This window comes from Paenalcaligenes hominis (genome assembly GCF_041359055.1).
Taxonomy (GTDB): Bacteria; Pseudomonadota; Gammaproteobacteria; order Burkholderiales; family Burkholderiaceae_B; genus Paenalcaligenes; species Paenalcaligenes hominis_A.
On the sequence record NZ_JBGJKZ010000003.1, the window covers coordinates 568,687 to 575,488 of the forward strand.

Below are 6,802 nucleotides of genomic sequence, written 5' to 3' on the forward strand. Positions count from 1 at the left end.
AAATTACTTCTTATAAAGTTATGGATTATTTAAAGAGAGCTGAGTTTATATATCCCTTTTTAGACTCTCTATCACCTCATCTCTGCTCATCACCGTGGCATACTTTTCTTTCATATCAAATAAGTTAGCTTTATAAAGTATCAGAACCCAATCTTCTTATCCTGTTTTTATGAAGATTTATAACCTAACAATTGCGACAGTTCTTGTGCTGCGCTTTCTATACTAGCGACTAGCTCTTGATAATTAATTTCCCCTTTATTTCTATAGCTAATAGGAATAGTTACGCCTAGGGCGGCGACAAGCTTATTTTGTTTGTCTCGTACAGCTACAGCAGCGCTTGCTACCTCTGGCTCAAAGTAGCCTTCATCCAATCCATAGCCATTTTTAGCATCTTGTTGGATTAGCTTATATAAAGCTTCCACCGAGTTCGGTGTGCGTTCAGAAAATTTTTGTAATTGGTTTTCTGGATATAAGTCTTGTAAGTCAGCTAGCTGCATATCACTTAGTAAAACTCGACCTAATAATGTGGCATGGGCAGGTAAACGTGTGCCTACATGTACGGTGCTTACAAAAGGGGTGGGCGCTGCTACTTTGCCAATAATTACCACTTGATCTTCATCTCGTATTGCTAGATTGCAAGATAATCCAGTCTCGTTTCTGACTTTTTCTAATAGCGGTTGGCCTAGCTCTGTTAGCTCTAAAGAGGCTAGGTATTCAAACCCTAGTCTAAGAATAGCCATTCCTAATTGGTAGTTATGTCCCCCTTCGACTCGTTTAACGAAACCTAGATTTTCTAAGGTGTTAAGTAAGCGAAATATAGTAGTACGCGGAAGACCTAAGCGCTTGGCTAGTTCTGGTGCGGCGAGTACTTGGTCATGTCTATTGAACTCTGACAATAAGCGTAGACCTCGCTCCAGTCCAGGGACAGAGTAACGATTTTGGGTTGATCTTGAGAGGGACTCGGTCATGGTTTTCTCTGAGGTTCAAAATAAGTTTTTTCTTGGTGTAAGTATAGGGTGAAGCCAGTGTTTAGATACTTTGCTTTGCAAAGGGTTTTTCCCCATTTATTTTAAGTTTTAAACATACCTATACTCAATTTGTTCCCTTTGTAAATCACTGGTTCATATATGAAACAAAATTATAGAGATAACTAGGGAAGGGGCATATTAGTAAAAACCAGCGTGGGGGTGGCGCTCATTAGAGTAGCCGCCTATACGTTGGGCTTGGGGGGGGTGGGCATACAGCATGTTTTTAAATTAAGCGAGAGAAAAATGAGTGAATCCAAAGTGAAAAATACCCCTGTTCCTGAGCAGGAAAACCCTTTGTTTGAAAGTTGGAAGCGGCCTAAAAACAAGAGCCTATTAGAGTGGATGGAAACGAGGGTGTCTCGTAAGAGCACTCGGCAATACGATTGGAATGCTCTAGGCTGGCAAGCAGATGTAAATCCAGTCTATAGAAGAGCCCAAACTCGTTACATTGGTACAGGGGCTGCGGGCGTCACACAAGACGATAACGTGATCCCTGCAGAGCATTTCACTTTTTCCACTATGATTCTGCCTGCTGGCTGCGAGGGACCTTTGCATGTGCATCATGATGTAGAGGAAGCATTCTTTATTTTGCGTGGTGATTCTATACGACTCTTTTTAGAGTACAGCGGTGAGTCCTGTGAACTGGTATTAAAAGAGCGCGATGTTATTTCCGTGCCACCAGGCGTTTATAGAGGGCTCCGTAATGAAGGCCAAGAGGAGGCGCTAATGTGCGTCATGTTGGGGGCAAATCGTCCCGACTTGCCTGAATACCCGGAAGACCACCCCTTAACTATTGCAAAAAGAGCGCGGGTTCAGATGGCAGAAACAGTGGAAAAGAAAATTTAAATAGTAGGAGACTTATCATGGACCGCAGAAAATTTCTGATTAATAGCTTAGGTACTGCTGGTGTATTAGGCTTGCCTTTTGCTTCACATGTCGCTTTTTCACAGACTGCTGGTGTTTATACTTATTTGACGCCAATGACCTTATCACTGGCGTTTACTCCAGTTTTATATCCGAGTGCAGCCGGTGTTTTTCAAAAACTAGGCTTGGATGTAAAAGTTGAAGTGGGGCGTGGGGCTGGGCAGGTTATTCAGTTAACGGCAGCAAAGCAAGTGAATGGTGGCCGTACCGGAGGCGCTAATTACATGGCGGCTCGGGCGCAAGAAAATTCCGATGTTATTGCCTTTGCCACAATTGCCCAAGTCTCGCCTTTTGTGGTGATTTCGTCAGAAGAAAAAGCGGTTCCTGATGTGAGTGAGCTAGACGGGAAGATCGTAGGTTTGGCTTCTTTTGGCGGCTCTATGGAAGCGACGTTGAACCTGATGCTGGCAAAGGCGGGGATAGATCCCAAGCGTGTGAAAAGAGAGCGAGTGGCTGATGGCCCCGCATCATTTGCCATGATAGAGGCTGGTCGCATCGATGCGTTTTTTGGTAATGTCAGCACCGTTTCTCGATTACGTGCTGCCGGTTATCCGCTGCATGTGATGAGTGTGGATGACGGTGTGCCGGGTCAGGTTTATGTGGCTCGTGAGTCTGATTTGGAAGCAAACCGCGCGCAGCATTTGGCTTTTTTAAAAGGGGTACGCGAGGCGCTTTTGCAAATGATGGATATGAGTGATCAAGATTTGCTAGAAGTGATTCGTCTTATTGGAAGTAAATATGATGTGCCCGGTATAGACCAAACCAATATTGCTTTAAGTGATTTAAAAGGCAATCGAGAGTTATGGATAGCTCAAGGTAAAGACAATATCTTGCGTAATGTTCCGGAACAATGGGAACAAGGTCAGCAGTTGCTTGTTGAGGCTGGTCTGATGAAAGAAACGTCTCGTCGTCTGTATGACAACAGCCTTTGGGAGGCAAGCCTTGTCTGATCAAAACAAGACCCATCAAGAGGAACGCCAAAAAGTTGTCGTTTTTGATAATGTAAGCAAGCATTTTGAAACACGCACTGGGCCTGTTATTGCCTTAGAGCACATTAATCAGTTTATTGCTGATGGTGAGTTTGTGGCTGTTATTGGCCCTTCAGGCTGTGGGAAGTCCACGTTGTTGCGTTTATTGTGCGGCTTAGAGCAGCCTACCCAAGGCGAGGTCCGTTTATCTAAAGAGGTCAATAACGATTCAGGTATAGGTGTTGCGTTTCAAGAGCATCGTTTATTGCCTTGGTTAACCATCCAAAAAAATATTCTTTTGCCCAAGCTAATGCAAGGCAGCGTCACGGCAGAGGATGAGCAAAGAGCAACGTTTTTATGTGAGATGGTCGGCTTGAAAGGGTTTGAGGAAAAAAGACCCTCTGAGTTGTCCGGAGGAATGAGACAACGCGCCTCATTTGCTCGTGCTTTGTTTTCAAAACCCAGCTTGTTATTGCTGGATGAGCCTTTTGGGGCCTTAGATGCGTTAACGCGGGAAAAAATCATTGCTGATGCAGAGGCCATTTGGATGAACCAAAAGTTTGGTGCCTTTTTAATTACACACTCTATTAGTGAAGCGGTGCATTTAGCAGATCGAGTGCTAGTGATGTCAGCTCGACCTGGGCGAGTAGTAGCTGAAATCCCAATTACATTAGATCGACCCCGTACCAAGTTTTTAAGTGATCCAGAGTTTATGCGGTTTTGTGATGAATTACGCCATCACCTGGAGATATAAAGTGAGCCGACATTTCATTCCAATCATTTCAGTAGTTGTTTTTTTCTTAATTTGGAAAGGCTATGTGTTTTTCTTTGAGGTGTCGCCTTTGGTGCTGCCACCCCCAGAAGATGTGCTATCTGCATTAGTCAGACTAATGCAGCGTGATGATACTTACTACCATATTTACACTACCTTGGTAGAGTGTTTGGGCGGCTTTTGTATAGCTGTAATTTTGGGAACCGTACTTGGGCAGTTGCTAGGTCGTATTGACCTTTTAGATAGAATATTTAAGCCTTTTGTGATTGCACTGCAGCTAACACCTAAAGTCGCTTTGATTCCTTTGTTTATTCTGTGGTTTGGGTTTGGTATTGAGTCAAAAATCATTATCTCTGCCTTATTAGCCTTTTTTCCTGTTTTTTCAAATAGTTATTTAGGGGCTAAATCGGTAGATACAGGATTAATCGAGGTATTTCATGTAGGCCGTGCTACCTCTTGGCAGAGGTTCCGATTGTTAGTCGTTCCCGCCTCTTTACCTTATATTTTGACGGGTATGGAAATGGCGATTGTGCTGGCTATTATTGGTGCCGTTGTGTCTGAGTTTGTTGCTGGGTCCCGAGGACTGGGCTATTTGGCTACGATCAAATTGCAAGATTTAGAGGTTGATACCTTATTTGCTGTGGTGATTCTGCTGGCTATGATTGGTTTTGTTCTTTATTTTGCAGTGGGGTCTTTGCGTAAAGTGGTTATACCTTGGCATGAGTCAGCACAAACAGCAAAGCATTAAACTATCTGTCTCGCCTTTTCAGGTGAGGTCCTTTTAGACCATAAGCGCCCAGTTCACATGAGTTGACTGGGCGTTTATATTTCTACATTACGGAAGTATCCATAATATCGTACTTCTTAGGCTACTTATAAAACGTTGCGTTACTCATTCCATGTGGAGGGGAGATTACAAGTCTCTTGCTATAATCGTATTAAATAAATTTCACATTTTTAGTTATGTCTACAGCACACGTTAATCCACAAATGCTAACTTGGGCGCGTGAACGCTTAGGTTTTTCTGTGCCTGAGTTTGCTAAAAAAATAGCTCAGAAGGAAGACAAACTAGCAGCGTGGGAAGATCAAACAGCGAAACCTACGTTTAAACAGGCCATAGATTTCGCTAAAAAGGCTCATATACCTTTTAGCTATTTGTTTTTGCAAGAACCTCCAGTTGAAGAGCCTTTGCTTGCAGATTTACGTACGGTTGGAAGCCACCACTTGGGGAAATACAGTGTAGAGTTGAACGACACCATTAAGCTGATGCAGGGGCGGCAATTTTGGTATAGAGAGTTTTTACTGGCAGAGGGGGCAAGCAAGCTTGATTTTATAAGTAGCTTTCAGAACAATTTAAATGTTGGTGAACTCGTAGAAGCGATACGCAATCAACTAGATTTAAGCAAGCTTAAAAGAAGAGGTAGTTGGGAAGATTATTACCGTAGCCTAATTAATAAAATTGAGGAAGTCGGGGTGCTAGTCATGCGCCAAAGCTTCTTAGGTCATCACACTAGGCCTTTACGTGTTGAAGAGTTTCGTGGTTTTGCTTTGGTTGATGAGTACGCACCACTTATTTTTATTAATCATGCTGACGCTCCTGGACCAAGATTATTTACCTTAATGCATGAATTTGCCCATTTGTGGATAGGTGTTTCGGGTGTGTCTGACTTAAACACGAATGCTGAAAAAGAGTCTGAGAGAGTTTGTAATGCTGTAGCGGCCGAGTTGTTAGTGCCTGAAACTGAATTTAAAAAGAGTTGGCTTACTGATTTAGAGGATTGGCAAAAACAATTGCCAAGTCTGGCCGCACATTTTTATGTAAGTCAGTGGGTTATTGCTCGGCGCGCACTTACTTTTGGCTATATAGAACTAAGCAGCTACCAGCAGTTTATTAATGCAGAAAAAAATGCTTTTCAATCGCGTGAAAAACAAGCTGGAGGCCCTAGCTACTACTTAACTAAAAAGTCGCAAATGAGTCAAAGTTTTGCCAAGGCATTGGTTAATGATGCTTTAAATGGAAATACCCCATTGCGTGAGGCGGCCAGTCTAATGCAAGTTAAACCTGCTAATTTAATGAAGCTTGCTAAGGAGTTTTAGGCAATGTATTTATTAGACGCCAACACGTATATACATGCTAAAAATCTTTACTATAGTTTTGATTTTTGCCCAGCCTATTGGGACTGGTTAGATAAAGAGTGTGCTGTAGGCAAACTTGCAAGCATAGATATGGTAGCTAATGAGTTAATAGCGGGTGACGATGAGCTAGTTACTTGGGTAAAAGATAGGCCTGGACACTTTTTACGTTGTGATGATGCTGAGACTCAGAGTTTAGTGGGAGCTATAGCGCAAGATTTAATGCAAGGACATTACAATCAACAAAACAGGGATGACTTTTTAGCCGGCGCTGATCCATGGATAATAGCAAAAGCAAAAGTAATAGGTGCTACGGTGGTTTCACATGAGTCTAGAATTACTCAACAGGGTAAAAAAGTAAAAGTGCCTAATGTTTGCCAACAGTATGGTGTTGAATGCATTAGCACCTTTGAGCTACTTAGAAAACTAAAGGCAAGGTTTACTTTGTAGTTTTTCCTGTATTTTTCACCATTAAAAACTCTTTCCTCCGACATCCGTAAAATCCCCCCACCTTGACGCCTTTCTAGACGCCACTATTGTAGGCTCTCCTTTTTTGCAGATTGTTAAACGTAGTGATGGTACTCTGGCTTGGTCAAGCCTGAGACAAGATGAAGACAGATTGCGAGGGTACTCACCTGAAGATGCGGTGATTGAACGCATAGGGTATGAGTACAGGCTAAAAGAGATCATCCAGAAACTAGAGACAATGGCACCCAGTGCAACAGCAAAAACATTTAACCTTACGTTTAAAGGTATACCTCAACCTTAAACAAGAACGGTTTTTAGAGATGAGTCAATTAACGATCAATTCGTCGTCTAAAAAGAAAGTTTACAGCCTACAAGCTTCTACGCTATTATTGAATGACTCTTTAGTGTATGACGAATTACGTCAGTCGGGTGTTTAGCCAGACTCAAATTTATTGAACGGTTTTGGGGTTGCGCTAGGCGCATAACCTTAACTCGTTCCTCATTAAGGT

At 42.6% G+C, this 6,802-nt stretch carries 7 protein-coding genes; 6 read left to right on the forward strand and 1 reads right to left on the reverse strand.

The genetic code is table 11. From position 1 onward, the window contains the following. Positions 1–167: 167 nt before the first annotated feature. Positions 168–968, reverse strand: coding sequence for an IclR family transcriptional regulator (locus ACBP46_RS09850; RefSeq protein ID WP_371016553.1), 801 nt, complete (start codon positions 966–968; stop codon positions 168–170). A 303-nt stretch (positions 969–1,271) separates the two neighbouring features. Here ACBP46_RS09850 and ACBP46_RS09855 point away from each other — a divergent pair, with 303 nt between their 5' ends. From ACBP46_RS09855 to ACBP46_RS09880, 6 genes are all read left to right on the forward strand, one after another. After that, complete coding sequence (locus tag ACBP46_RS09855; protein ID WP_371016554.1) at positions 1,272–1,874, forward strand: cupin domain-containing protein; 603 nt, start codon at positions 1,272–1,274, stop codon at positions 1,872–1,874. A gap of 17 nt (positions 1,875–1,891) precedes the next feature. Beyond that, positions 1,892–2,902 (forward strand): ABC transporter substrate-binding protein, encoded by a 1,011-nt coding sequence (locus ACBP46_RS09860; RefSeq protein WP_371016555.1) that lies wholly within the window; start codon positions 1,892–1,894, stop codon positions 2,900–2,902. Further along, positions 2,895–3,674: an ABC transporter ATP-binding protein gene (locus ACBP46_RS09865; RefSeq protein WP_244951417.1), complete on the forward strand. Its 780-nt coding sequence runs from the start codon at positions 2,895–2,897 to the stop codon at positions 3,672–3,674. Before ACBP46_RS09860 ends, ACBP46_RS09865 begins: the two co-directional genes overlap by 8 nt. A gap of 1 nt (position 3,675) precedes the next feature. Further along, positions 3,676–4,440: an ABC transporter permease gene (locus tag ACBP46_RS09870; RefSeq protein ID WP_371016556.1), complete on the forward strand. Its 765-nt coding sequence runs from the start codon at positions 3,676–3,678 to the stop codon at positions 4,438–4,440. A 278-nt stretch (positions 4,441–4,718) separates the two neighbouring features. After that, on the forward strand, positions 4,719–5,789 hold the full coding sequence (locus ACBP46_RS09875) for an ImmA/IrrE family metallo-endopeptidase (protein WP_371016557.1): 1,071 nt from the start codon (positions 4,719–4,721) through the stop codon (positions 5,787–5,789). A gap of 3 nt (positions 5,790–5,792) precedes the next feature. Then, a complete protein-coding gene (locus ACBP46_RS09880; RefSeq protein WP_371016558.1) occupies positions 5,793–6,275 on the forward strand; it encodes a DUF4411 family protein in 483 nt (160 codons plus the stop codon). Positions 6,276–6,802 lie beyond the last annotated feature (527 nt).

What these genes read in the sequence shown, in the direction of transcription:
- ACBP46_RS09855 (WP_371016554.1), top strand. Translation starts at nt 1,272, where the DNA reads ATGAGTGAATCCAAAGTGAAAAATACCCCTGTTCCTGAGCAGGAAAAC.
- ACBP46_RS09860 (WP_371016555.1), top strand. Translation starts at nt 1,892, where the DNA reads ATGGACCGCAGAAAATTTCTGATTAATAGCTTAGGTACTGCTGGTGTA.
- ACBP46_RS09880 (WP_371016558.1), top strand. Translation starts at nt 5,793, where the DNA reads ATGTATTTATTAGACGCCAACACGTATATACATGCTAAAAATCTTTAC.
- ACBP46_RS09850 (WP_371016553.1), bottom strand. Translation starts at nt 968, where the DNA reads ATGACCGAGTCCCTCTCAAGATCAACCCAAAATCGTTACTCTGTCCCT.